This is a genomic window from Rhodococcus kronopolitis, from assembly GCF_042654025.1.
GTDB lineage: Bacteria > Actinomycetota > Actinomycetes > Mycobacteriales > Mycobacteriaceae > Rhodococcus_G > Rhodococcus_G kronopolitis.
In genome coordinates this window covers 44,787-67,537 of record NZ_JBHSFO010000002.1, presented here as the reverse complement: position 1 = coordinate 67,537, position 22,751 = coordinate 44,787, and the positions used below count along the sequence as shown (strand labels likewise).

At 69.0% G+C, this 22,751-nt stretch carries 20 protein-coding genes and 1 pseudogene; 12 read left to right on the top strand and 9 right to left on the bottom strand.

Annotated features, from left to right (window positions below; genetic code table 11):
• The first annotated feature begins 131 nt into the window (after positions 1 to 131).
• Entirely contained in the window at positions 132 to 1,616 is a 1,485-nt protein-coding gene (locus ACFO6S_RS03435) for an HD domain-containing phosphohydrolase (protein ID WP_378415194.1), read from the top strand.
• 51 nt (positions 1,617 to 1,667) lie between these two features.
• Positions 1,668 to 2,048 carry a DsrE family protein gene (locus ACFO6S_RS03430; RefSeq protein ID WP_378414194.1) on the top strand — a complete coding sequence of 127 codons (381 nt, stop codon included), beginning with the start codon at positions 1,668 to 1,670 and terminating at the stop codon, positions 2,046 to 2,048.
• Between the two features lie 137 nt (positions 2,049 to 2,185).
• Here ACFO6S_RS03430 and ACFO6S_RS03425 read toward each other — a convergent pair whose 3' ends face one another.
• Entirely contained in the window at positions 2,186 to 2,566 is a 381-nt protein-coding gene (locus tag ACFO6S_RS03425) for a hypothetical protein (RefSeq protein WP_378414192.1), read from the bottom strand.
• 164 nt (positions 2,567 to 2,730) lie between these two features.
• Here ACFO6S_RS03425 and ACFO6S_RS03420 point away from each other — a divergent pair, with 164 nt between their 5' ends.
• Both ACFO6S_RS03420 and ACFO6S_RS03415 read left to right on the top strand, forming a co-directional pair.
• On the top strand, positions 2,731 to 3,156 hold the full coding sequence (locus ACFO6S_RS03420) for a DUF6325 family protein (RefSeq protein WP_378414191.1): 426 nt from the start codon (positions 2,731 to 2,733) through the stop codon (positions 3,154 to 3,156).
• 14 nt (positions 3,157 to 3,170) lie between these two features.
• Positions 3,171 to 3,548, top strand: a complete 378-nt coding sequence (locus ACFO6S_RS03415; protein ID WP_378414189.1) for an SHOCT domain-containing protein — start codon at positions 3,171 to 3,173, stop codon at positions 3,546 to 3,548.
• A 25-nt stretch (positions 3,549 to 3,573) separates the two neighbouring features.
• On the opposite strand, the gene ACFO6S_RS03410 is transcribed toward ACFO6S_RS03415, so the two are convergent.
• Together ACFO6S_RS03410 and ACFO6S_RS03405 are read right to left on the bottom strand one after the other, a co-directional pair.
• Entirely contained in the window at positions 3,574 to 3,831 is a 258-nt protein-coding gene (locus tag ACFO6S_RS03410) for a hypothetical protein (protein ID WP_378414187.1), read from the bottom strand.
• Between the two features lie 102 nt (positions 3,832 to 3,933).
• Positions 3,934 to 5,607 carry a hypothetical protein gene (locus ACFO6S_RS03405; protein ID WP_378414185.1) on the bottom strand — a complete coding sequence of 558 codons (1,674 nt, stop codon included), beginning with the start codon at positions 5,605 to 5,607 and terminating at the stop codon, positions 3,934 to 3,936.
• A 163-nt stretch (positions 5,608 to 5,770) separates the two neighbouring features.
• Here ACFO6S_RS03405 and ACFO6S_RS03400 point away from each other — a divergent pair, with 163 nt between their 5' ends.
• Entirely contained in the window at positions 5,771 to 6,664 is an 894-nt protein-coding gene (locus ACFO6S_RS03400; protein ID WP_378414183.1) for a DUF5677 domain-containing protein, read from the top strand.
• Positions 6,665 to 6,939: 275 nt separating this feature from the next.
• Here ACFO6S_RS03400 and ACFO6S_RS03395 read toward each other — a convergent pair whose 3' ends face one another.
• From ACFO6S_RS03395 to ACFO6S_RS03370, 6 genes and pseudogenes are all read right to left on the bottom strand, one after another.
• Positions 6,940 to 7,473: a HEPN domain-containing protein gene (locus ACFO6S_RS03395; protein ID WP_378414181.1), complete on the bottom strand. Its 534-nt coding sequence runs from the start codon at positions 7,471 to 7,473 to the stop codon at positions 6,940 to 6,942.
• A 51-nt stretch (positions 7,474 to 7,524) separates the two neighbouring features.
• Positions 7,525 to 8,199: pseudogene (locus tag ACFO6S_RS03390) on the bottom strand (ApeA N-terminal domain 1-containing protein); the annotation flags it as partial.
• Between the two features lie 256 nt (positions 8,200 to 8,455).
• The gene (locus tag ACFO6S_RS03385) at positions 8,456 to 9,418 is read right to left on the bottom strand and encodes a hypothetical protein (protein ID WP_378414179.1); all 963 of its coding nucleotides are present in this window, start codon (positions 9,416 to 9,418) and stop codon (positions 8,456 to 8,458) included.
• Positions 9,419 to 10,159: 741 nt separating this feature from the next.
• On the bottom strand, positions 10,160 to 10,354 hold the full coding sequence (locus ACFO6S_RS03380; protein WP_378414178.1) for a hypothetical protein: 195 nt from the start codon (positions 10,352 to 10,354) through the stop codon (positions 10,160 to 10,162).
• Between the two features lie 604 nt (positions 10,355 to 10,958).
• Complete coding sequence (locus tag ACFO6S_RS03375) at positions 10,959 to 11,756, bottom strand: Fic family protein (protein ID WP_378414176.1); 798 nt, start codon at positions 11,754 to 11,756, stop codon at positions 10,959 to 10,961.
• Positions 11,753 to 13,171: a putative nucleotidyltransferase substrate binding domain-containing protein gene (locus tag ACFO6S_RS03370; RefSeq protein WP_378414174.1), complete on the bottom strand. Its 1,419-nt coding sequence runs from the start codon at positions 13,169 to 13,171 to the stop codon at positions 11,753 to 11,755. Before ACFO6S_RS03370 ends, ACFO6S_RS03375 begins: the two co-directional genes overlap by 4 nt.
• Before the next feature lie 200 nt (positions 13,172 to 13,371).
• Here ACFO6S_RS03370 and ACFO6S_RS03365 point away from each other — a divergent pair, with 200 nt between their 5' ends.
• The 7 genes from ACFO6S_RS03365 (at position 13,372) to ACFO6S_RS03335 (ending at position 22,744) form a co-directional block, all read left to right on the top strand.
• Positions 13,372 to 14,889 (top strand): amino acid permease, encoded by a 1,518-nt coding sequence (locus tag ACFO6S_RS03365; protein ID WP_378414172.1) that lies wholly within the window; start codon positions 13,372 to 13,374, stop codon positions 14,887 to 14,889.
• 2 nt (positions 14,890 to 14,891) lie between these two features.
• The gene (locus ACFO6S_RS03360) at positions 14,892 to 15,728 is read left to right on the top strand and encodes an urea amidolyase associated protein UAAP1 (RefSeq protein WP_378414170.1); all 837 of its coding nucleotides are present in this window, start codon (positions 14,892 to 14,894) and stop codon (positions 15,726 to 15,728) included.
• The gene (locus tag ACFO6S_RS03355; protein ID WP_378414168.1) at positions 15,725 to 16,378 is read left to right on the top strand and encodes an urea amidolyase associated protein UAAP2; all 654 of its coding nucleotides are present in this window, start codon (positions 15,725 to 15,727) and stop codon (positions 16,376 to 16,378) included. The genes ACFO6S_RS03360 and ACFO6S_RS03355 overlap by 4 nt, the downstream gene beginning before the upstream one ends.
• On the top strand, positions 16,375 to 18,393 hold the full coding sequence (locus ACFO6S_RS03350) for a 5-oxoprolinase/urea amidolyase family protein (RefSeq protein WP_378414166.1): 2,019 nt from the start codon (positions 16,375 to 16,377) through the stop codon (positions 18,391 to 18,393). The genes ACFO6S_RS03355 and ACFO6S_RS03350 overlap by 4 nt, the downstream gene beginning before the upstream one ends.
• Positions 18,390 to 20,093, top strand: a complete 1,704-nt coding sequence (atzF, locus tag ACFO6S_RS03345) for an allophanate hydrolase (RefSeq protein ID WP_378414165.1) — start codon at positions 18,390 to 18,392, stop codon at positions 20,091 to 20,093. The genes ACFO6S_RS03350 and atzF overlap by 4 nt, the downstream gene beginning before the upstream one ends.
• Positions 20,094 to 20,237: 144 nt before the next feature.
• A complete protein-coding gene (locus tag ACFO6S_RS03340) occupies positions 20,238 to 22,199 on the top strand; it encodes an MFS transporter (RefSeq protein ID WP_378414163.1) in 1,962 nt (653 codons plus the stop codon).
• The gene (locus tag ACFO6S_RS03335) at positions 22,196 to 22,744 is read left to right on the top strand and encodes a TetR/AcrR family transcriptional regulator (RefSeq protein ID WP_378414161.1); all 549 of its coding nucleotides are present in this window, start codon (positions 22,196 to 22,198) and stop codon (positions 22,742 to 22,744) included. The genes ACFO6S_RS03340 and ACFO6S_RS03335 overlap by 4 nt, the downstream gene beginning before the upstream one ends.
• Positions 22,745 to 22,751 lie beyond the last annotated feature (7 nt).

The window sequence follows — 22,751 nt, the reverse complement described above, 5'->3', positions numbered from 1 at the left end:
CGAACCGCACACCGCGGGACCGCGGGGAGGAGGATGGATCCGTGACCCACGAGGTGTTCACGACCGGACCGCGGCGGGCGGAGCTGCTCGCCGCACTCTCGCTCGCCATCGACCTCGGGTTGGGACAGCCGATGGAGCACATGCTGCGCTCCTCCCTGATCGCGGTGCGGCTGGCCGATCGGTGCGGCCTGGACGAGGCGGAGCGCGGCGCGGTCTACTACGGGACGCTGATCGCCTGGATCGGCTGTCACGCCGACTCGCCCGAGATCGCGGCCGCGTTCGGTGACGACATCGAGTTCCGGGCGGACACCTACCGCGTCGACCGCGCCGGCCTGCCGTTCCTGCGCCTGATGCTCAGCCACACCGGCGCCGGCCTGCCCACCTGGGAACGAACCGCGCGGCGGGTGGCATTCGCGTGCACCGCCCGCGCCCGGATGTCGGAGCTGATCAGCTCGCACTGCGCGTCGGCGGGCACCCTCGCGGTACGGGTTGGGCTGGGCCCGGACGTGGCCGCGGTGGTGGCCGCGATCTTCGAACGCTGGGACGGTGGCGGCATGCCGACCGGGGCCCGCGGCCCGGAACTGCCGACGGCTGCGTGCGTGGTGCAGGTGGCCGAGGCCGCCGAGGTGCACCTGCGCGCAGGCGGGGTCACGCAGGCGGTCGCGGTGGTGCGGGAGCGGGCCGGTGGGGCGTTCAGCCCGTCGGTGGCGGAGGTGTTCGCCGAGCACGCGGACGAGATCGTCGACGGCCTGGTCTCCGATGACGTGTGGGCGGCGGCGCTCGCGCAGGCGCCGGACGGGGTCCGAGTGCTCTCGGCCACCGAGGTGGACGCGCAGCTGCGCGAACTCGGGACGTTCGTCGACCTCAAGTGCCCGACGATGGTCGGGCACGCCACGGCGGTGGCGGAACTGGCGGCCGCGGCGGCCGGACGGATGGGCATGGCGCCGAACGAGATCCGGGACCTCCGCCGCGCCGGCCTGGTGCACGGCCTCGGACGGATCGGGGTGTCGAACTCGATCTGGGACAAGCCCGGACCGCTGACCGCCGCGGAGTTCGAGCGGCTCCGGCTCTACCCGTACCTGACGGGACGGATCCTGGGCCGGGTCTCCGGGCTCGAGCCGATCGTCGCGATCGCGTCGGCGCACCGCGAGCGCCTCGACGGGTCCGGGTTCCCCCGCGGGGTGGGCGGCGCCGACCTGTCGGCACCGGCGCGCGTGCTCGCTGCGGCCGAGGCGTACCGGTCCTGGCTGGAACCACGTCCTTACCGCCCGGCGCTGGCAACGGATCGGGCCGCGGACCGGTTGCGGGCCGAGGCGCGGGCGGGGCGGCTGGATCCCGAGGCGGTGGACGCGGTGCTCGCGGTCGCCGGTCACCGCGGCGACCGGGCGCGACCCTGGCCCGCGGGGTTGACGGACCGGGAGGTGGAGGTGCTGCGACTGCTGGCGTACGGCCGGTCCAACCGGGAGATCGCCGACGACCTGTCGATCGCGGCGAAGACCGCCCGCAACCACGTCGAGCACATCTACCTCAAGCTCGGGGTCGGGAACCGGACGCAGGCCAGCCTGGCCGCGATCGACCAGGGCCTGGTCCGGCCCCCGGTGACCCTGCGCGGCTGATGGGGCAGTTGCCCCATGTCGATCCGGCCGCGGCGGCGCAGAGTCGGGGTCATGACGAACAACGGAGGACGGCACAAGGCCGTGATCAGCCTGTCGACCGGGCTGGAGGATGCGGAGAAGGTGACGGTGGCCTTCCTGGTCGCCGTCGGTGCGGCCGAGGACGGCCGCGAGACGTTGATGTTCCTGACCAAGGAGGCGGTGCGCCTGGCGCTGCGCGGGACCCTGCACGGAGTCGCGTGCGACGGCTGCCCGCCGCTGCCGGACCTGGCGGCCCGCTACGAGGCCGCGGGTGGGAGGTACCTGGTGTGCCCGATCTGTCTGGACGCCAAGCACCTGGACCGGGACGAACTGCTGCCCAACTCGGAGGCGGGCGGCACCGTGGTGATGTGGAAGTGGATCGACACCGACGCGGCGGTGACCTTCAGCTACTGATCCGCCTGGCTTGCCCCTCGGTCGACGCCCTCGGCCGCCCGCAGCGCCCGCGGATCCGGGCGACGGCCTCGCGGCCGGGGGAGCGTGTGGTGTTGTCCCAGGTCAGTGCGGCCTCGCTGCGGTGGGGAGCGCGACGGCTACGGCAAGGTCAGCGACTTCGTGTGCGACACGACCGCGTCCAGCAGCTCCCGGCGCGAGAGGGTGCGCGCGCCGCAGGCGCAGCTGGCCGGCAGCTCGTCGTCCTCGTATCTGCTCGCCGCGAGCAGGTCGACGAACTCGCTTCCGCTGTGGTCGCCGTGGTGAGCGGTGTCGACGAAGTCGCGTGAACCGTGACTGCGGGGGCCGAGCCCGGCGACGACGGCGGATCCTTCCGCGGTGCGGTAGACGGTCGCCACGTGGTGACTGGCCGGGCAGGTGACCCGGACGAGCGCGTGATCGCTGCGCTGCGGACCCAGGGCATCCACCGCGATCCGTGCAATCCGGCGGCGTTCGGACGGGGTGACTTCCAAGGTGTTCATCTATCCATTGCACACCCGATGCGCGCCGTGCCCAAGGGTGAATCTGCCGGGATCTCGGCGATCGCTGCCGGTCGGCGCGGCCGCAGGCCGGAACCTGCCGGGAGGCACGATTCATCCCTGAAAGGTGAGGCCGAGTCGGGGTGCGGCGTGGCATGCTCGCCACCATGAGCGACTCATTGAACATCGGTCCGGTGGAACTGGTCGTACTGGCATTTCCCGGCACCGTGGTGGATCCGGCGACCATCGCCGCGCTGCACGAGGTGGTCGAGAAGGGGCATGTCACCCTGCTCGATCTCGTCTACATCTCCAAGGACGCGGCGGGCAACCTCACCGAGGTCGACGTGGACGGCGATCTCGAGGACGTCGGCCTCGCGGCGTTGTCCGTCGAGGCGAAGGAAGTGATCAGCGACGCGGATCTCGACATCGTCCGCGAGTCGCTCGAGCCGGGGACATCGGCGGCGGTCATCGTCTACGAGGAGACGTGGGCCCGCAAGATTGCCGCGTCGGTCCGCGACGCGGGCGGCGAGGTCGCCCTGCACGTACAGATCCCCCGCGACGCGGTGGTTGCCGCGATCACGGCCGCACACTAGATCAGGAGATTCAGATGCCGCTTGGAAGAGGCCGTGTCGGCCGCCCCGGACTGCTCGGCACGATGGCGCGGACCGCGGTGATCACGGGCACGGCGAAGGCCACGTCCAACGCGATGAACCGGAGCTCGCAGCGACGCGGCGCCGAACAGCAGGCATATGCGGACCAGCAGGCCGCCGCGCAGCAGCAGGCGTACGCGGACCAGCAGGCTGCCGCGCAGCAGCAGGCGTTCGCGGCTCAGCAGGCCGCAGCCCAGCAGGCCGCAGCCCAGCAGGCGCAGGCCGCGCCCGCCGACGACCTGATCTCCAAGCTGCAGCAGCTCGGGACCCTGCATGAGAACGGCGTGCTCTCCGATCAGGAGTTCGCGGCCGCCAAGGCGAAGCTGCTCGGGTAGAGACCGTCGAGGTCTTTCGACGACCTCACCGACGCGGCACCAGCGCGCCGGTCAGCAGCGGGATCAGCGGCCGGGGCGAGGGCGCACCGGTGCGCCGGAACGGTGCCGAGTCACGCGAGGCGCCAACCCATTCCGCGGCGGTGACGCCGGCGAGGTCCAGTCGGTAGCCGGTCGACTCGGTGAGCTGGTGCAGCAGCAGTGTCCCGGTGCGCCCGTTCCCCTCGCTGAAATTATCTGCAGTCGGGTTGGTGCTGATGTGGTGTGTACTCGATGTCCGTGTCATGGACAGCGTCGCCGACGTGCCAGTAGGTTCGTCGGTTGCAGGATGCGAGAGACATGTGTCAATCCGACCGATGACGGGATCGATGCGTCAAGGCGCAGCGCATCAGAATCCCAGGAGGATCCTGCGGCTGCGCAGCCTGGATTCTGACTCGTCCGTTAGGTGTGGGCTTTCGAGCACTGCGCGGAATGCGGCAATCCCCAGAGAGACTGTTTGTTGAGCTTGTTCTGCAGCGTCGGTCTGGGTGAACTTTCTTGCGCCAACCTCGACGGAGCCGTGGACGACTTGGCTGCGTCTGCCGTAGATATCGCCGAGGACCTTATAGAGCGACTGGCGCTTCTCCATGTCGCTGGGCTCAAGGAGAACGGACATCGCTCCTGTTACCTGAAACTTGATCTCCGGGTTCGCGCCGAACAAACCTTCCCAGCACACGACCGCATCGACCAAGGAATCGACCGGGTCGTCTCGCTCCGCGGCAGCTCGTAGAAGCCTTCGCATGGGGAGGGATAGATGTTCGGGCATGGCCATGACCCTCGGTAACCAGGTGCTCAACGAATCTGCAATCTCCCGACTGAGTTCGTGGGCTGATGAGTTGTGTGGCCGGGTGCTTCGGGCGGGCGTCGCCGTGCCGGTCATAGGGTTCGCCGTCGTCGAGAACGTCGCAGTCGTGGCGAGTGCGTCCTCGACACCGGATGACAGGAGCACCGAAAAACGAAGGCGTTCGAGTTGGGAGGCCAGGAATTTGTGGTGTGCTTCGATTATTTCGGTGTGCTCGGCCGAACGCTCAACGAACGCGAAACTGGGCGGGTCACCGGGGCGGGAAGACTCTTGAACCTTGTTGTCTAGGCAGCGCAGCGCGGTGTCGATCTCCGCAATCGTCCAGACCTGGGATGTCCCGTTTAGGCATCCTGGGTCGAGGGGTGTTGACCGACGAAGTCGGATACGCTCGAAACCGATCTCCTGGACCTCATCCTCCAACCTTAGTCCGGCCAACCCGACATAGGTTGTTGCTGTGACCGTTTCGCCGGCAGATAGGCAGCGAGCCAGGTCTAGGAGTGCGATGGTCGACTCCTGTACTGCCTCAACGACATCGATCGTCGCATACTTGGTCACCACCGCACTGTTCAAGATGTCGCCCGGGATGGTGTGGAACTGGAGTGTCGAGTGATTTCCGTCCGACCACAATGGAAAGAGCGCGGCCCATCGCGGACACTCCGCGTTCATTAGTGCCTCGGGTCCGGTCGCTGCAGAGCCCGCCACGGCCTCTTCGAACAGTCTCCCGAGCGGCTCGTCATCGGTGAATCGGCTGAATAGTGACTTGGCGACGGGATGCCCATCGAGGACTGCGGAGATGTGTGTGGTTCCGAGTAGGCGAAATCCCAGGAAGTCGCGTGCCAGAATCCGGAAGGCGGCCTCAACGGTGCTGTCGTCGGCAGTTTCCGGCACGCGGCCACCGCAGCGCACGTGCCAATCGGTGGCCCGCGACGTGCCGAGGTCGCTTACATACCCACCAAACTGCTGCGCAATAGCGATCCGCCGGCGATCGCTGTCGGCGATCTCCAACAGAGGCGTCATCAAGGCAGTGGCTTCCGCGATTACTGCCCGCTGCACATCTGTGGGTACGGCGTTGTGCATACCCCACTTGCCGTCGAATGCGCAGATGAAGTCGAGGAAGTCTGTTCCACACGCGCGAGTGAGCTCCAAGTGGGCGAGACGGAAGTCGAGCCCCTGGGATTCGAGGAAGTCGTCCCAGTTGGCAAAGTCCGACGGGTGTGTCATGGCCATACATTGTCACGCCGCGGCTCCTCATCGTCACGCGAGTGGCCTCGAGCGGCTTGTTGGTGCCAAATCTTTCACTGAGCTTCGGACGAGTACCTGACGAGCTAACGGTTTGCACCATCCCAGGCCGGGCGGTGTCGCCCGCCCTCTTTATGCTGCGAGGATGACAGATGCGCTGGATACAGCCTTGGCTAGCCTCCCTACGTACGACGTGCGGTTCGCAGAGTTGGAGGCGGCCACCAGTGAAGTCCCATTTGTCGAGGCGGGATTCGGACTCCTCGGTCAGTCGCTGAAGTACCTCTACCTGACTGCCTGCATGTACAAGGTGGAGCGTCCCGACGGAATGGACCGAAATGAGGCAATCGTTGTCGGCCAACTTGTTCGGATGTACAAGCTAGTACACGCGATCCTCGGGAAAGCGCAGCAGGACCGCGGCGGCGATCAGCACACCGCCGTTGCCCGACAGTTCCTTGAGGGCGTGTCGGTCATTGAGTACCTGACTCAGGACATCGCTGATGGCATGAGATTTGACGCGTACGTGCAAGACGGACTAATAGCGGAGAAGGAGTTCGCCAAGGTCGTGGCCACTGAGGTGGCAGAACGGGACGGAAAGCGATGGGAGATCGAGGATCGTTTGGATACGTCGATCAACGGTACGTTCAGACGCGCTGGAGTGGACAAGGATGCTCTCCCGGGTCGAAAGAGGATCGCGTTTCCTAACGTGGAAACCCGCCTCAATCTGATTGGCCCCACGATGTACGGACTCTACCGGGCATCGTCCGGTGGAATCCATGGAACTTGGAACGACATTGGAAACAATCATCTGACGATGAACGGCGATAAGTTCCATCCAGATTTCGAGCCGAATGCTGTTCGCCCCCAGATCTTTACGTCGATGGCTTTATGGGGGACTCGGGCCTGTCTGGTGTATGTCAAGTCCTACCTACCTGACTGCTACTCACGGCTACAGCCGAGGATGGGTAGCCAGATCGAGACGGTTGCCAAGGTCGACGAACTTCATGAGAAGTGGCTCAATTCTCGTGAGTCCATGGGGTAGTTCAGGGATGCTCGGCCTGGGCGGGAGGGCGGCAGGAGTGTTCCGCGGCAATAGACACCATGTGAGTCTCACCACGCGATTAGAAGCCGACGAGATGCTGCTCGCTGAGAGTCGACCGACGGCAGCCCAGGCGATCGATTTCGAGGTGGGTTGACGGGGCTTCCTGTGTCTCTGCCAACCCACTGATCGTCGAACAAAGCCTGCACCGGTGTGGTGCGGCCGGAAGGGAAACGATCCGGGGCAAGGAATATCGGACTGCGGTCGCGTATCAATCCCTACCGAGCATGGCTGCAACGGCGTAGGCCACCGATCTTCACTGCGCGTCGCTGAATCTCTGGTGGCAAACCTAACTCGGCCATTAGAACCAATGCAAGCACCGCCCTGCATCCATCCTTGAGCGCGTACCACACCCCGGCAGGCGTCTTTCGTTCATCTGGCGGGTAACCGTGTGCGAGGTCGTTGCGCGCCTTCTTCATGTCAGTTGCCCATTGGTCTGGATCGCCGACCAACATTCGCACCGCTTCTGGATCGGGAATCGCAATTAGCTTCGCGCACCTCGCCGCGTAGCTAGGCCCCCGGCCGCCGAGGCCGTGGTCTCCGTGCAGGCCTCGGTCGAGTGCTTCGAGTGCACTAGACGCGGCAATCAGCTTGTTTTCGTAGTAGGTCGATGACTCACGCCACAGTGCCACCACGGAATCGACTCCGTACGGCGCACGAGCGATCAGTGCTGACCAGCGACCCATCAATTGGTCGAAGTCGTCAACGTCCGAGAGCCTGAACAGGACGTCATGTTGATCTTCGGAGGTCAAGACAACAGTGCCGACCTCGTGCGATAGCTCGGTTTGGGACCACAGCTCAAACTAGTCGTCCTCAACGCGCAGCCTGATCCGGCCGCGTAGAGGTGAGTGCCGATTCATCGACAGCGTAACGAGATCAGACAGCCTTCTCGCGATCGCGAGAAGACGTCGAACCGAAACAGCGCCCGTGCCGTCGATGGCGAACACTGTCTCGAACTTCGCCGCGATACGGACTTGGTTGTCACGATATTCACCGACCGCAGGGACGTCCCACCGGCTGCGAGTGGCGACGGTTACCTCCTCGTACTCGGCGGACCTCTCGGGCGCTAGGACAACTTCAAATTGGAATCTCTGCGCGGATACCCTTGGTTTGCTGAGCGGCGAGGTTCCCGATATCTGAGTGATCTGCGTGCGGCCATCCCAGAAATGCAAGTTGTCGATCGCAACGAGTGCGCCGGTGAATGCCTCCACCTCATAGCCGCCTACGTGCCTACCCGCACCGTCGGGAACCAGAGCGCCACCAAACGCTAGGAGTGTCGACTCGACAACTGACGATCCGTCTGAGGTCGCCGCATGACCCTGCGACGTTGTTCTCACCTGAAGCAGCGTCACCTCGCGACCGCCCGTTTCGCCGTGGACAGTGCAGGCATCGTCTTCGCTAATCGAAACCAATGAGCCATGCATCTCAAGCCGTGGGTACTCGCCGACAGCCAGGTGAAGTAGCCCGTCGATTCTTCTATCGGGAGCGTCCTTGCGTCACCAAGTGCCCCACAATTCGTCCGTCGCCTTCACGCAATCACCGCTCCTGGGATCTACTGCTGTCCGTGACGCGTCGTCGCGCCAAATCCGTTGGCATGGCATCGAATTCGTGATTTGTCACTGCACGGGCTACTGGGTCTGCCCAGCTCTCCGACCCTAGGTCAACATGACGCATCCGGAATGGGTGATCAGCGTTCCCCTGCCGGAACTGGGCCAACGACGAGGGGTTCGGGGTTCATTCCAAGGGCGACGGTTGCTCGTCTGCGGGAGCTCCCAACTCATCCATCGTCTTCCTGGGCGGGCTCCACGTGCCGGTGTGGTAGCCAATGTACCGTTCCAGTCGATCGTGCTCCCACTGCTGGTAGTTGCGTTCCGATTGCCACCCGCACGCAAGGCAGACATCCCACTCTTCTGAGCCAAAGTTGCCATTGCGTTCGATTAGACCTGTGCTTTCTTCCATGAGTCGGCGGGAATCGCACCGTGGGCATTGCTCAGGGGACTCATTCTCGCGACGTATCCGCAAGAGCGTGAACGTATTTAGCAGCTGGCCTGTGGCGTCAAGCACCAGTTGCGCGTCCCACTCGGTCGCACCTGAGTAATGCTGAAGCCAGTTAGTGAGGTCCCAGGTCTTCTCGGCCAACGCCCGGATGTACGCACGTGGCCGATCCACGGTCAGGCTGTCGGCGTAGATACGCATCCAGCCCTTCACGTCGGACCCCTTCGGCAGTTCCTCCGGCAGGTGAACCCAGTCAGCATCAACAGAGTCCTTGGCGAGGGCGATCAACGCCTCGCGGCAGCGCATGCCGACGGACTGGTAGTCCTCGGTCTCCGCAGCATCGTTCATGGCCTCCTGCGCACGTGCGAATCGACGCCACGGTTTGCTGACGAACTCCTCCTGATCTTCGTCGGGCTCCACCCTGAACTGTTCGTGGAGTACCGCACGCAGACCGATGTGGTAGCAGAGAACCTGGTCGAGGCTCTTGAAGTCTGTTTGGTCGTAGAAGTTGGTGGGGTTCGTGATCACCCACAGTCGCGTACCGCTCGACATGTGCACGTCGTACAGGTCGTAGGTAGAGCCTGCGACTCGCCGCCGACCGACCCTTTGCACGAGGGATACCTCGTCATCTTGCTGGGGAGCAAATTGAGAGATGATGTAGTTCCGGATGTCACGCTCTTCGAACTCAGGCATAGCAGTCAAGTCGCAGGATCCTTATCTCCGGGCTTGTAGCGGACAAATTCTACAGCTAGCCGGGCGGCCGTTCGGCGTATGCCGCGCTCGTGAATCCGCCGCTGATTCGCAGGCTTCCGCGACCAGTTCGCGGCAGCCTGATGGCGATCGTCCGGTACGTTCAAGACCATGCCATGACCGAGGGCCTCCACCGGTGGGGAACGGCTGCGCCAGGAAACGGCTTCAACGGCATCCGCAGCGACGTCGCCTCAAACGATGAAACCAGCACACGAGATGAGGGCCGCTCGCTGCTCACGGCTGCTTGTAGCAGGTATGCCATTGCTCTCCTCGCAACCAAGAGCGGCACTATGAGCCCCAGTCGCGACTGCACCCTGGACTGGAATATCACCCCCGACCCGCCTGGAGCTGAGGAGGCGGGTCGGATACTCGGTCATACCGACAGGCGATCGTCGATCGTTGCTATGTCCCAGATTTGGCGCCGCTAACCGCCCAGGACCATACGATCGCGCTCCACGTGGTCAGCGAATTGGCACGACTAGTGGACGACTACCGGCACAGCATCATCGAGCAGGCGCTCGCTGCCCACCTGTCTTGGGAAGCGATCGCTGGCAGTCTTCGATTGGATGTCGGCGCATCCAGGAGATCTATCGAAGTCGCGTCGATCGGCAATTGCCACCCCCTGACCTGGACTGACTGCACGACTCGGGATTCGCGCTGCCCTATGCCCAGCGATACCTCAACGGCTTTTGGCTATTGAACCGCCGAGGATCGCTGCGCTGCTGCCAGCTTTCGGCGGCGCAAATCAGCATTGCGGCGCGAGGCTTCCTTGGCCTTGGGGTCGCGCTTCAGTTCGCCATCCTCGAATCTGATCCATCGTCGGGTCAGTAGCCACAAGGACTGAGCCTCCGCATCGACAGCACCGGCAAAGAGGGGACGACCGCTCACGTCGCGAGCCTGTTCGGCCAGCTCTTGCCACGTTGGTCCCCGGTGATGCTCGAATCGGAACGCTCCGACGGTCTGACCGACACGAAGTCCGACCGCGTCAGTGAGGACGCGTTCGCGCCTTCCGTGGCGGAACGCGCGGAATGTCGGGCCTACGCACAGCGAGCGGGGGTCTCATTGGACGCGAGCCAGCTGGCCTTCATCAGGCGTCGCATCAGCCGCGTCCTAGCACGGCAACTTGCGGGTGGTTCCAGCTCCTGAGTTCGGCCGAAGCCAATGATGGCAGGCGACACCATTACCTCCATCAAGGTTGGGTCGCTCTTGCTCTTACTTCAGCGTTGGTCGACGAGAGTGTCACGGGACTGGCCGAGATCGTCTAGATACCTGACCCATTCGGCCATCCACCGCGAGCGGCGATCTCGCCGTTCCAGATCTCGGGTATGTATGTTCGGCGGCGACGGGGGTGGGAGCTTGACCCGCGCGAAGGAGTGGCGCCAACCTCCCAAGTGTTCTCGGCCTGTCGGTACTGGCGTGAGCCGCCATGCCCGCAGGATCCGGATCGCATGTCTCCAGCGACCCGATGATGTTGATGTTGTCGCCGTGGCGATTAACGCGGCACCAGCGCGCCGGTCAGCAGCGGGATCAGCGGCCGGGGCGAGGGCGCTCCGGTGCGCCGGAACGGTGCCGAGTCACGCGAGGCGCCAACCCATTCCGCGGCGGTGACGCCGGCGAGGTCCAGCCGGTAGCCGGTCGACTCGGTGAGCTGGTGCAGCAGCAGTGTCCCGGTGCGCCCGTTCCCCTCGCGGAACGGGTGCGCGTGGTTGAAGGTGACGTAGACCGCGGCGAGCGCGTACGCGAGCTTGCCGCGGTCCACGCGCTGCCAGTCGGTGGCGGCGACGGCGATCTCCACCTCGCGCAGGTACCGGGGAATCGACTGCACCGGGGCGAAGGCGTCACCGTTCTTCGTCATGTCCACGATGCGGGTCTGCCCGGCCCAGCCGAACACGTCGCCGAACACCAGCCCGTGCAGCGCGAGGATGTGTTCGGCGTCCACCGCCCGCGCCTGCGGTGCAGGCCGCAGGTGCGCCTGCAGCAGCCGGGCGGCGGTCGCCCCGAACTCGATCTCCCGCAGCTGCGACTGGTCGCGAAACCCGAACCGGTTGCGCAGCACGGAGGTTCCGGTCACCAGGTACGGCCGCGGCAGGGCCAGTCGGCGGCGTCGGGCCGCCGGGACCGCGCCGGCCTCGGCGCACCGGCGGGCCAGGTAGTCGGCGTGCTCGACGCCGCCGGTCGCCAACGCGACCAGGTCGGCGACCTGGTCCGGGCGTGGCCGCCAGCCCTCGAGACGCTCGGCGGCGAGCGTCTGGCGAACCGCGTGGGCCTGCGTCGGCGTCAGGCCGGTCACGCCGGCGGACCGGCGTACGCGAGTTTGCGTTGTACACCGGCGATCTCACGGACCGCACCCGCGAGCAGGCTGCGGTAGAGCGGGGTCAGGTCGTCGAGCGGGACCACGTCGGTGGGCGTCTCGCCCCGTTCGATCTGCTCGCACTGGTGCCGCAGTCGGATCTGCGCGAGCACGTCGAAGGACTCGGAGAGCGCCGTTGCGTCGTCGCCCGAGAGCATCCCGGCGTCCGACGCCGCCCGCAGCCGCGCCGGGGTGGACGCGGCATCGGAGCCCGCGGCCAGGCCGGCCCAGCGCGCGATGTTCACGATTGCCATCACCCCCTGCGCCTTGACGTCGACGGTCTCGGTGCGGCGGGTCAGCACCTGCCGTAGTGAGTGCATCCGGACCTTGTCCTCGACGGCCTCTCGCAGCAGCAACCGCATCGCGTCGGGGTTGGACCGCAGGCGCTCCGCGACCACCGGCGCGAGGGCGTGCTCGGTGCCGCCGTGGGCAACCCGGCCGTCCGCGAGCAGCGAGATCATCACCACGCCCTGGTCCTGGTACGGGTCGGCGAGCCAGCCGTCCAGCCCGGCGCGCCAGCCGGACTCGGACCGCGCGAACCGGGGCCGCGACGCCAGCGCCCCGTTCGCGTCGGCGCGGAACCCGCAGCGTTCGAGCAGGGCGTACACGGTTCCGGCGTACCCGAGCGCGGCCGCCGATGCCCCGGGCCCGTCGGCTGCGTCGGCCCAGACCACGGCGCTGTCGATGTCGGATCCGGGCATCGCCTCGCGGCGGGCCAGGCTGCCCAGCGTCAGCCAGCCGACCCGCACCTCCGGGGCAGCCTCGGCGACCAACTGTGCCGCCCGAGCAACCGCGGCGTCCACGACCACGGACAGGATCGCGCTGACGTCCAGCGCGGCGACCCGGGCCCGGGTCAGCCCGACCGCGAGGTCCGGCACCCGGGCCGTCGCCGCGACCAGCGCGTCCGGGTCGGCGGCCCGGGCGACGGCGGCTCGGATCGCGAAGCCGCTGCGGGTCGCGGTGGCGAGCAGGTCCGCGTCCTCGAGCACGCCGAGCAGCCCGCCGGTGGGCGAGAGCACCGGCAGCCGTCGCACCCCCAGTTCGAGCATGTCCATCAGCGCGTCCGCGCCGAGCCGGTCGGCGGGCACGGCGGTGACCGGGGAGGTCATCACGGCGCGGACGGGGGTGGCGGTGTCAAGACCGGCCGCGACCACCCGCCGGCGCAGGTCCCCGTCGGTGAAGATGCCGAGCCGGCCGTCGCCCAGCGGGATCAGCACGTAGCGCCGGTCCGCCTCGGTCATCGCCACGGCCGCGTCCCGGACGGAGGTGCCGGGGCCGCAGGTGACCGCCGGTCCGCGCAGCAGCTCGCCTGCCGCGCGCATCGACGGATCGCGGACGACGAGCGGTTCGGTCATGGGCTCATCCTGGCAGCAGGCGGCACCGGACATCGGCCGGACACGGGCCGTGAGGAAGGCGCAATGTCCGCGTAACCGACGTCACTGGGTCGCAATCCAACGGCTACAGACCGCAACGTGGGGGACACCCGCAGGGAACCCTCGCCCGAAAAACTGTCAACTGACAGAAACCGTGCGGACCGCACCTCGCAGGAGAGCCGATGACGACCGTGGCAGACAAGCCCAGCGACGACCACGACCTGGCCGAATTCGGCTACGAACAACAGCTGCACCGCTCGCTCGGCAAGTTCGCCTCGTTCGCGGCGGGCTTCTCGTTCGTCTCCATCCTCACCACGATCTTCCAGCTGTTCGGCCTCGGCTTCGGCTTCGCGGGCCCGGCGTTCTTCTGGACCTGGCCGGTGGTGTTCCTCGGCCAGTTCATGGTGGCGTTGAGCTTCGCCGAACTCGCCGCGCGCTACCCGATCTCCGGCGCGATCTACCAGTGGTCGCGGCGGATGGGCGGGGAGATCGTCGGCTGGTTCGCCGGCTGGTTCATGATCCTCGCCCAGATCGTCACCGCCTCCGCCGCCGCCATCGCGCTGCAGGTGGTGTTGCCGAACGTCTGGAGCGGCTTCCAGTTCGTCGGCGAGGACACCGCGCTGACCTCGCCGAGCGGCGCGGCCAACGCGGTGCTGCTCGGCTCCGCGTTGCTGGTGGCGACCACCGTCATCAACTGCGTCGGCGTGAACTGGATGTCGAGGATCAACAACATCGGCGTGACCTGCGAGATCGTCGGCGTGATCGCGGTGGTCGGGATGTTCCTCACCCACGCCCAGCGCGGGCCCGAGGTGGTCTTCGACACCGGTGCCGCGGGCTCCGAGCCCGGCTACATCTGGGCGTGGATCGTCTCCGGCCTGATGGCGGCGTACGTGATGGTCGGCTTCGGCTCGGCCGGTGAACTCGCCGAGGAGACCCGCAACCCGCGCCGCGTCGCCCCGCGGACCATCCGGCTGGCCCTGTCGGTCTCCGCCCTCGGCGGCGGCCTGATGATCGTCGGCGCGCTGATGGCCGCGCCGAGCCTGACCGACGGACGGCTCGCGGCCGAGGGCCTGCCGTACGTGCTGTCCTCCATCCTCGGCTCGCCGTGGGGCACCCTGCTGCTGGTCGACGTCGCGATCGCGGTGTTCGTGTGCACCCTCGCCATCCAGACCGCCGCGTCCCGGCTGGTGTTCTCGATGGCCCGCGACGGCCGGCTGCCTGCGTCGACGACGCTGGCGAAGGTCAACTCCCGCACCGGAACCCCGATTGCCCCGTCGGTTCTCATCGGCGTCGCCTGCGTCCTGGTGCTTGCGGTGAACGTCGGCAACTCGGCGATCTTCACGACGCTCTCGAGCGTGTGCATCGTGCTGATCTACCTGGCCTACCTGATGGTGACGGTGCCACTGCTGGTGCGTCGGCTCAAGGGCTGGCCGCACGGCGGACCCCAGGTGGACGCGGAGGGCCGGCCGCTGTTCTCGCTCGGCGTCTTCGCGATCCCCGTCAACGTGGTCGCCGTGCTCTACGGCGCGCTGATGGTCGTCAACCTCTCCTGGCCGCGCGCCGAGATCTTCAACCCCACCGGCGAATTCCCGATCCTGCAGTGGGCCGCCCCGATCACCGTCGCCGCGGTGGTGCTCACCGGCGCCCTCTGCTTCCCGCGCGGCAAGACCGTGCAGAACCCCGTCACGATTGGAGCCTGACAGTGGCCACCACAGACACCGCGACCAGCGGCACCGCCACCACCGCCGCCGCCCGTGCGCACGCGCGGGCGCAGGCCGCTGCCGCCGTCGTCGCCGCGCCCGCCCTGCCCGACGGCGTCGCCGAGGACCGGGTCACCTGGGCCGAGACCGTGCCCGGCGGCAGCTACACCGCCCGGGTCCTGGCCCGCGGCACCCGGCTGCGACTGCGCGACCCCGACGGCGCTGCCTGCGCGAACCTGCTGCTCTTCCGCGCGGACGCGACGCACGAACGGCTCAACGTCGCGGACACCGTCAAGGTGCCGTGGCAGGCGTACCTCGGCACCGGGCACCCGCTGCTCTCGGACCAGGGACGGGTGCTGGCGACCGTGGTCGCCGACACCTCCGGCAGGCACGACGCCTTCTGCGGCACCACCAGCCTGGCCACCAACACCGCGAAGTACGGCGACGGCGCCGCACACTCGTCGTCGCCGGCCGGCCGCGAGCTGCTGACCCTCGCCGCCGCCAAGCACGGCCTGACCCCGCGGGACCTGCCGCCGGTGCTGACCCTGCTGCACGGCGTGCGTGTCGCGGCCGACGGCGCGCTGACCAGCGTCGGGAACGCCTCGGCCGGCGCCGCGGTCGAGCTCCTGATCCACCTGCCGGTGATCGTGCTGATCGCCAACACCGCCCACCCGCTGGACCCGTCGCCGGTCTTCGGGACCACCGCACTCGAGCTGCTCGCGTGGCGGGCGCCCGAGGACCTGCTGGACCTGCCGAACGACGACCCGGAGTACCGACGGGCCGCCGCGAACACCGAAGAAGCCTGGGCCGCAGCACAGTTCGGAGAGGACTCGAAATGACCACAGTTGCAGACACACTCGCCCTGATTCCGGGGGACGTCGTTCTCGACGAGACGGTCGGGGCCCGTGGGCCCTGGTCCGCGGTGGTGCGCGCCGGTGACGTGTTGACCGTCGTCGACAGCCACGGCAACCAGGCCGTGGACACCCTCTGCTACGCCGCCGACGACCACGCCGTGCGCTACAGCGCCGCGGCCACCGTTGCCGCGCAACGCAACCTGTTCCTCACCACCGGCAGCGTGCTGCGCTCCGACGACGGCACCGCGCTGATGACGATCGTGGCCGACGAGGTCGGCAGCCACGACACCGTCGGCGGTGCCTGCTCGCAGGAGTCGAACACCCTGCGCTACGGGCACCACACCCGTCACCAGCACGCCTGCGTGGAGAACTTCCTGATCGAGGGCGCCCGGTGGGGTCTGGGGAAGCGGGACCTGGTCTCCAACATCAACTTCTTCATGAACGTGCCGGTGGACCCGGACGGCACCCTCGGCATCGTCGACGGACTGTCCGCGCCGGGCAGGCGGCTGGCGCTGCGGGCCGAGGTCGACACCCTGGTGCTGGTCTCGAACTGCCCCCAGGTCAACAACCCCTGCAACGGATTCGACCCCACCGAGGTGCGGATGATCGTCACCCGGCCGCGGGAGTCGAAGTGAACGCCGTCACCGTCGAGCGGCCCGGCCTGCTCACCACCGTCCAGGACTGGCCCGGCCGCGTCGGCTACTGGCAGGTCGGGGTGCCGCCGTCGGGCCCGATGGACGACCTGTCGTTCCGGCTCGGCAACGTCGCGCTCGGGAACGACGAGGGCGCCGCGGGGCTCGAGTGCACCATGGCCGGCCCCGCCCTGAGATTCGCCGAGGCCACCACGGTCTGCGTCACCGGCGCACCGGCCGCCGTCCGGGTCGACGGCCTGCCGGTCCGGTCCTGGGCGCCGGTCGAGGTGCCCGCGGGCGGGGTGCTGGACGTCGGTGCGGCGTCGGGACCCGGCCTGCGGATCTACGTGCTGGTCCGCGGCGGGCTCGACGTGCCGGACTACCTCGGCAGCGGGGCCACGTTCACGCTCGGCCGGTTCGGCGGCCACGAGGGCCGGACCCTGCGCGCAGGCGACGTGCTCGGCTGCGGCGGCGGTCCGGCGAACCCCGCCGCCGCCCAGCCGGTGCCGATGGAACACCGGCCGGTGATCGGCGGCCGCTGGGAGATCGCCGTCACCGAGGGGCCGCACGGGGCGCCGGAGTTCTTCACCCGCAAGGACATCGACACGCTGTACGCCACCGACTACGAGGTGCACTTCAACTCCGACCGCACCGGCATCCGGCTGGTCGGGCCGCAGCCGGACTGGGCGCGCGGCGACGGCGGCGAGGCCGGACTGCACCCGTCGAACATCCACGACAACGCCTACTCGGTCGGCGCGCTGGACTTCACCGGCGACACCCCGATCCTGCTCGGCCCGGACGGCCCGAGCCTGGGCGGGTTCGTCTGCCCGGTCACCGTGGTTGCCGCCGAACGCTGGAAGCTCGGCCAGCTCAGCCCCGGCGACGCCGTCAGATTCGTGCCCATCCGGGCCGAGCGGGCCGCCTCGAAGCGGCTGCTCGGGCTGGGCCGTCGGGCCAGCCTGTCCGCGGTCTTCGGCCGCGGCGGCGACGGCGACGACGGCGTGATCGCCCGACGCGACGGCGCCACCGCCGTCACCTACCGCCGCTCCGGCGACGACAACGTGCTCGTCGAGTACGGCGACCTGACCCTGGACCTGGCGCTGCGGGCCCGGGCGCACGCCCTGCACCAGCGGCTCGAGGCCGAGAAGCCGGCCGGGCTGTTGGACCTGACGCCGGGGATCCGGTCCCTGCAGGTGCGGGTCGACCCCGACGTGCTGCCAGTGCGCACGCTGATGGGCCTGCTGGCGGAGGCCGAGGACCAGCTGCCCGAGCTGTCCGAGCTGGTGGTGCCCAGCCGCGAGGTGCGGATGCCGCTGTCCTGGGACGACCCGTCCACCCGGGAGGCGATCAAGCGGTACATGCACGGCGTGCGCGCGGACGCCCCGTGGTGCCCCTGGAACATCGAGTTCATCCGGCGGATGAACGGCCTGGAGTCGGTCGCCGACGTCTTCGACACCGTCTTCGACGCGCAGTACCTGGTGCTCGGTCTCGGTGACGTGTACCTGGGTGCGCCGGTTGCGACCCCGCTCGACCCGCGGCACCGGCTGGTGACCACCAAGTACAATCCGGCCCGGACCTGGACGCCGGAGAACGCGGTCGGGATCGGCGGCGCCTACCTGTGCATCTACGGGATGGAGGGCCCCGGCGGCTACCAGTTCGTCGGGCGGACCACCCAGGTCTGGAACCACCGGCACCCGGAGCGGTCCGGGCAGTTCGAGGACGGCACCCCGTGGCTGCTGCGCTTCTTCGACCGGATCTCCTGGTACCCGGTCGAACCCGACGAGCTGCTCGAGCTGCGGGCCGAGACCGCGGCGGGCGGCTCAGGCGGCGTCCAGATCACCGAGGGCAGCTTCTCGCTCGCCGAACACGAGGCCTTCGTCGCGGCCAACACGGACTCGATCGCCGGCTTCCGGGCCACCCAGGCGCGGGCCTTCGGCGCCGAACGTGAAGCATGGTCGGCGGCAGGAGAATTCGCGAAGAACCCGGGCGAGGGCCCGGACAGGGAGGCGGCAGCATGAGCGAGGTGGCGACGACCGCGGTGGCCCGGGTGCGCGCGGCGTACCGGGCGATCGAGGAGGCCGACCGGCCGGAGATCTGGATCCACCTGCGGCCCGAGGCGGACGCGCTCGCCGACGCCGCCGCCGTCGACGCGGACGGGTCGGCGCTGCCGCTGCGGGGCACCGTGCTCGCGGTCAAGGACAACGTGGACGTGGCCGGAATGCCCACCACCGCGGCCTGTCCCGGGTACGCCTACCCCCCGGCGGCCGACGCCGCGTCGGTCGCGGCGCTGCGCGGCGCCGGCGCGGTGGTGCTGGGCAAGACCAACCTCGACCAGTTCGCGACCGGCCTGGTCGGCACCCGCAGCCCGTACGGAGCGGTGCGCGATGCCCGTCGGCCGCAGTACATCTCGGGAGGCTCGAGCTCGGGGTCCGCGGTCGCGGTCGCGCTGGGACTGGTCGATCTCGCCATCGGCACCGACACCGCCGGTTCCGGCCGGGTCCCGGCCGGGCTGCAGGGCATCGTCGGCATCAAGCCGACCCGCGGCGTGGTGAGTACCACCGGCGTGGTGCCGGCCTGCCGGTCCTACGACTGCGTGAGCATCTTCGCCCCGGACCTGGCCGGCGCGGAGGCCGCGATGGCGGTGCTCGCGTCCGGGGCGCCGGACCGGCCGTGGCCGAGTGCGGTGCGGTTGGCCGCGCCGCCGCGCCCACGGGTGGCGGTGCCCCGCGAGCTGACCGGCCTCGACGCGGTGTGGTCGGCCGCCTTCGGCGCGGCCGTCGACCGGCTGCGGGCCGCAGGCACCGAGGTGGTCGAGATCGACATGTCGCCGTTCCTCGACGCGGCGCGGCTGCTCTACGACGGCGCGTTGGTGGCCGAGAGGTACGCGGCGGTGGGCGAATTCGTCGACGGCGATCCGGAGGCCGTGGACCCGACGGTCCGGGCGATCATCGCGCCTGCGGCGACGATCCCGGCCCACCGACTGCTCGCCGACCGGGCCCGGCTCGAGGAACTGCGCGCCGAGGCGATGACCCGGCTCGACGGGATCGACGCGCTGATGGTGCCGACCGCCCCGGAGCACCCGAGCATCGCCGAGGTCGCGGCCGACCCGGTCGCGGTGAACTCCCGGATGGGGACGTACACCAACTTCTGCAACCTCTTCGACCTCGCGGCGGTCGCGGTGCCCGCCGGCACCGCGGGCGAGGCGCAGTTCGGGGTGACGATCCTGGCGCGTGCGTTCGAGGACGCCGTGGCGGCCGACGTCGCGGCCACGGTCACGGAGACGGCGGCGACGACGACGTCGGCCGGGTGGCCGGCCGGTCCGGCGGCGGGCGTCGAGCTGGCGGTGTTCGGCGCGCACCTGCTCGGTCAGCCGCTCGAGCACCAGTTGACGGGCCTCGGGGCTCGGTGGCTCGGCCCGGTCGCGACGGCGCCGCACTACCGGCTGATGGCGCTCGACACGGTGCCGCGGAAGCCCGGACTGGTCCGGGTGGCCGAGCACGGAGTGTCGATCGTGGGGGAGCGGTGGCTGCTCTCGCCCGCGGCGTTGGGCAGCTTCCTGGCCGCGTTGCCGACCCCGATGCTGTTGGGGGCGGTCGAGTTCGACGACGGCAGTTGGGGTACCGGGTTCGGCTGTGACCAGGACGCCGCGGCGTCCGGGCGCGACGTCAGCGAGCACGGCGGCTGGAAGGCCGCGCTGGCAGCGGGGGCGCTGGGCTGAGCGGTCGCTCGCGAGGCGGCTGACGCGCCGGGGCGAAATGTCCGGCTTGCGCGCGGGGGGTGAATGGGCGTTCACTGCATGGTGAACGTGCATTCACCCCCCTGCGCATTTGCCAGCGCAGCCGGCACCGCCCCCTGGAGACCCATGTCGACCCATTCGAAGCTGTCGCCGCCGACCCGCCGCGCGTCGAGCACCCTGCTCGTCACCGTGCTGTGCATGTCCGGCACCATCGTCGCGCTGCAGCAGACCCTGGTCATCCCGCTGCTCACCGACTTCCCGGCCATCCTCGGGGTCGACTACGCCAGCGCGTCCTGGCTGGTCACGATCACGCTGCTGACGGCGGCGGTCGCGACGCCGATCGTCTCGCGGCTGGCGGACATGTTCGGCAAGCGCCGGATGATGCTGGTCTCGTTGGCGACGATGGTCGCCGGCTCGGTGCTGGCGGCCGTGGGCGGCACCTTCCTGACCGTGATCGTCGGTCGAGGGATGCAGGGCCTCGCCTCCGCGCTGGTCCCGGTCGGCATCGGCATCCTGCGCGACGAGCTTCCGAAGGCGAAGGTCGTCGGCGCCACCGCGATGATGAGCGCCACCCTGGGCATCGGGTCCGCTCTCGGGTTGCCGCTGTCCGGGCTGATGTACGAGTCCTTCGGCTGGGAGTCGGTGTTCTGGCTGTCCGCCGTCGTCGGCCTGGCCCTGTCGGTCGCGGTGCTGGTGGTGGTGCCGGAGTCGCCGGTGCGCACCCCGGGCCGGTTCGACTTCGGCGGCGCGGCGCTGCTCTCGATCGCGTTGGCGGGACTGCTGCTGGCCGTCTCCAAGGGCGGCAGCTGGGGCTGGTCCAGCGAGCGGACGATCGGGGCGCTGGTGGTCTCGGTCGTCGCATTCGCGGTGTGGTTCCCGTTCGAGCTGCGGGTGAGCCAGCCGATGGTGGACCTGCGGACCTCGGCCCGGCGGCCGGTGCTGCTGACCAACGTCACCGGACTGCTGGTCGGGGTGGCGATGTTCGCGAACATGCTCTCCACCACGCAGCAGCTCGAGATGGACACCTCCACCGGGTACGGCCACGGTCTGTCGGTGACGATCGCGGGCCTGTGCATGATGCCTGCCGGGCTGATGATGGTGGCCGTCGCGCCGCTCGCCGGTCGGCTGATGCGGCGGATCGGGGCCCGGCGGACGCTGGTGTTCGGTGCGCTGGTGCTCGCCGCGGCCTACACGCTGCGGATCTTCCTCACCGGATCGGTGCCGATGATCGTGCTCGGGGCCATGCTGGTGACCTCCGGCACCGCGATCGCCTACGCCGCGATGCCGATGCTGATCATGGGCTCGGTGCCGATCACCGAGACCGCGTCGGCGAACGGACTCAACGCGCTGCTGCGTTCGGTGGGCACCTCGATGTCGAGCGCGATGATCTCGGCGGTGCTGATCACGGTCACCGCCCCGGTTGCGGGGGTGGAGCTGCCCACCCTCGGCGCATTCCAGCTGATCTTCGTCATCGCGGCGGCCGCCAGTGCGGCGGCCGCGCTGGTCGCGGTGTGCATTCCGCGCACCGTCGCGCCGGTGCCCGTGCCGGTCGCCGTGCCGGACGCGGTGCCGGAGGAGCTGGTGGTCTCCGGGTCGGTGCTGCGCTCGGACCTGCGACCGATCCGGCACGCGGTGGTGACCGTGCTCAGCACCGCCGGGGAACCGGTGGACTGGGGCCGGACCGACAACGACGGCGAGTTCTCGGTGGTGCTCCCGGCGGCAGGCGACTACCTGGTGGTGACCAACGCCGACGGCTGGGCGCCGCAGTCCCGCGTGCTCGGGTTCGCCGCCGCCGGCGGGCCGCGGGTGGTCCTCGGCGACCGGATGCTGCTGCAGGGACGGGTGCGGGCCGACGGGGAGCCGTGCGAGTCGGCGCTGGTGACCCTGGTGAAGGCGACCGGCGAGTACATCGGCGCCACCCGCACCGACCGGGACGGCCACTACAGCTTCGCGCTGCCGCCGACGGGCCGGTACCTGGTCTCCGGGCTCGGCGACGACGGCGTCCGCACCGGCACCGCGCAGATCGTGGTGCTGGCGCAGCCCGCCACACTGGACCTCGAACTCGACGCGGCGGCGGTGGCCCGATGAGCGCTCCCTCGACGCGGGAGTCGGTGCTCGAGGCGGCGCGCGAGCTGTTCGCCCGGCGCGGCTACACCGCGACCACGATCAAGGACATCGCCGCCCGCGCCGGCTGCTCGCCCGCGATGGTGATGAAGCTGATGGGCAGCAAGGCCGCGCTGCTGGCCGCCGCGGACCCGTCCGAGCCGACCCTCGACGCAGGGGAAGGCGCCCGGGAACCGGTGGGGTACGGGCTCGTTCGCCGCCTGGTCGAGCGCCGCGAGGCCGACGCGTCCGACCCGCTGGCGACGGTGCTGCTGCTGATCCACGAGTCGCAGGACCTGGAGGCGGCGCGGGCGGACTACCGGCGCCGGTACGTCGCGGCCATCGCCGAGCGGATCGGCGACCGGTCCCAGGACCGGGTGCGCTCGCACCTGGTGCTCGCCGCGCTGCTGGGCCTGGCGGGCGGGACCCGGACGATGGGGCTGCTCGACCCCGACGTCATCGCAGGCGAGGAGCTGATCGAGCGCTACGGGGCGCTGGTGCAGGCGATCGTGGACGGGCCCGAGGACTGACCGACGG